Raw genomic sequence first — 2,378 nt, forward strand, 5'->3', positions numbered from 1 at the left:
TAGCCCGTTTGGGTGATTGTTGGGTTGGTGTGCTGGTCTGGTGAGCTGGTGGGTGGGTTACTTGCGATATAGGAACCCGGCGGGCTGCCCATCTCCCCGGGGGACTGGAACTGCCGCACGTTCCTGTGACGGCCGGCGGCAGCTTGATGGGCACTTTCCGGAAGGCCGGAGTGTGATTCCCCTGCGGGCACACCGGATTTGGCGATCCCTTGAGGGCCCATCAGTTCACCAAGAACTCCACCATGAGGGGCATCCATGTCCAAGGGAATCACTTCTCAATGGCGTCAGCTTATCGGGTTCCGCACGTTCGACCGTTCGCACCTCCCCCTCCTGGCTGATCCGACCGTACCGGTGGGCAGCTTCCCCATCGCGGTGGCGATCAGCCCCAACGGCCTGTTCGCGTACGTCACCAACGAGGGCGGTGACACGGTCAGCGTGATCAGCACCGCGACCAACACCGTCACCGCCACCATCCCCGTCGGGTCGGTCCCGTTCTGGGCGGCGGTCACCCCCAACAACCTGTTCGCGTACGTCACCAACTCTGGTGACAACACGGTCAGCGTGGTCAGCACCGCGACCAACACCGTCACCGCCACCGTCTCCGTGGGCACCGTCCCCCTGGGGATCGCCGTCACCCCCAACAACCTGTTCGCGTACGTCACCAACTCTGGTGACAACACGGTCAGCGTGGTCAGCACCGCGACCAACACCGTCACCGCCACCATCTCCGTGGGCACCGCACCCTTCGGGGTGGCGGTCACCCCCAACAACCTGTTCGCGTACGTCACCAACTCTGGTGACAACACGGTCAGCGTGATCAGCACCGCGACCAACACCGTCACCGCCACCATCTCCGTGGGCACCGTCCCCCTGGGGATCGCCGTCACCCCCGACGGGACCACCGCCTACGTAGCCAACAACGGTGACAACACGGTCAGCGTGGTCAGCACCGCGACCAACACCGTCGTCGCCACCATCCCCGTGGGCACCGCACCCACTGGAGTTGCCGTCACCCCCGACGGACTGCACGCCTACATCACCGACAACGGTGACAGCACCGTCGGCGTGATCAACACCGCCACCAACACCGTCGTCGCCACCATCCCCGTCGGCACCGCACCCTTCGGGATCGCCGTCACCCCCGACGGGACCACCGCCTACGTAGCCAACAACGGCGACGACACCGTCAGCATCACTCCCACCGCCCCCTTCCCCACCACCACCGCGCTGGCATCGGCACCTGACCCGTCGGTGTTCGGGCAGGCGAAAACACTCACCGCGACGGTTGCCGCGGTTTCGCCGGTTGCGGGCACGCCCACCGGTACCGTCGACTTCTTCGACGGTGCCACTCTCCTCGGCACCGGCACACTGGCCGGCGGCATCGCCACCCTGACGACCTCCGCCCTCAGCGTCGGAACCCACTCCCTGACCGCGGTCTACAACGGTGACGCGGACTTCACCGGTTCCACCTCACCGGTCGACACCCAGACCGTGACGCAGGCCGCCACCACAACCGCGCTGGTGTCCGCGCCTGATCCGTCGGTGTTCGGGCAGGGCAAGACGCTCACCGCGACGGTTGCCGCCGTCTTGCCGGGTGCGGGCACGCCGACGGGGACGGTCGACTTCTTCGACGGTGCCACTCTCCTCGGCACCGGCACACTGGCCGGTGGCGTCGCCACCCTGACGACCTCGACTCTCGCGGTGGGCTCGCACTCCCTGACCGCGGTCTACAACGGTGACGCGGACTTCACCGGCTCGACGTCGCCCGTCGACACCCAGACCGTGACCCAGGCCGCGACGACCACGGGCCTGGCGTCGGCGCCTGATCCTTCGGTGTTCGGGCAGGGCAAGACGCTCACCGCGACGGTTGCCGCGGTTTTGCCGGGTGCGGGCACGCCGACGGGGACGGTGGACTTCTTCGACGGCGCCACCCTCCTCGGCACCACCACACTGGCCGGCGGCATCGCGACATTCACCGTCTCCACCCTCAGTGTCGGAACCCACTCCCTGACCGCGGTCTACAACGGTGATGGGGACTTCACCGGTTCGACGTCGCCGGTCGATACGCAGACGGTGTCGCAGGCGGCGACGACCACGGGCCTGGTGTCGGCGCCTGATCCTTCGGTGTTCGGGCAGGCGAAAACGCTCACCGCGACGGTTGCCGCCGTTCCGCCGGGTGCGGGCACGCCGACGGGGACGGTGGACTTCTTCGACGGCGCCACCCTCCTCGGCACCACCACACTGGCCGGCGGCATCGCCACCCTGACGACCTCCACCCTCGGTGTCGGAGCCCACTCCCTGACCGCGGTCTACAACGGTGATGGGGACTTCACCGGCTCCACCTCACCGGTCGACACGCAGACCGTGACCCAGGCCGC

General features: G+C 67.7%; 1 protein-coding gene. It reads left to right on the forward strand.

The window, feature by feature from the left end; genetic code table 11:
* Positions 1 to 351: 351 nt before the first annotated feature.
* Positions 352 to 2,378, forward strand: a 2,027-nt coding sequence (locus ACLU3S_RS36715) for an Ig-like domain repeat protein (protein WP_413956309.1), incomplete at its 3' end; no start/stop codon positions are given.

Origin of the sequence: Streptomyces sp. AF1A (genome assembly GCF_047340315.1) — a bacterium.
In the GTDB taxonomy this organism is placed as follows: domain Bacteria; phylum Actinomycetota; class Actinomycetes; order Streptomycetales; family Streptomycetaceae; genus Streptomyces.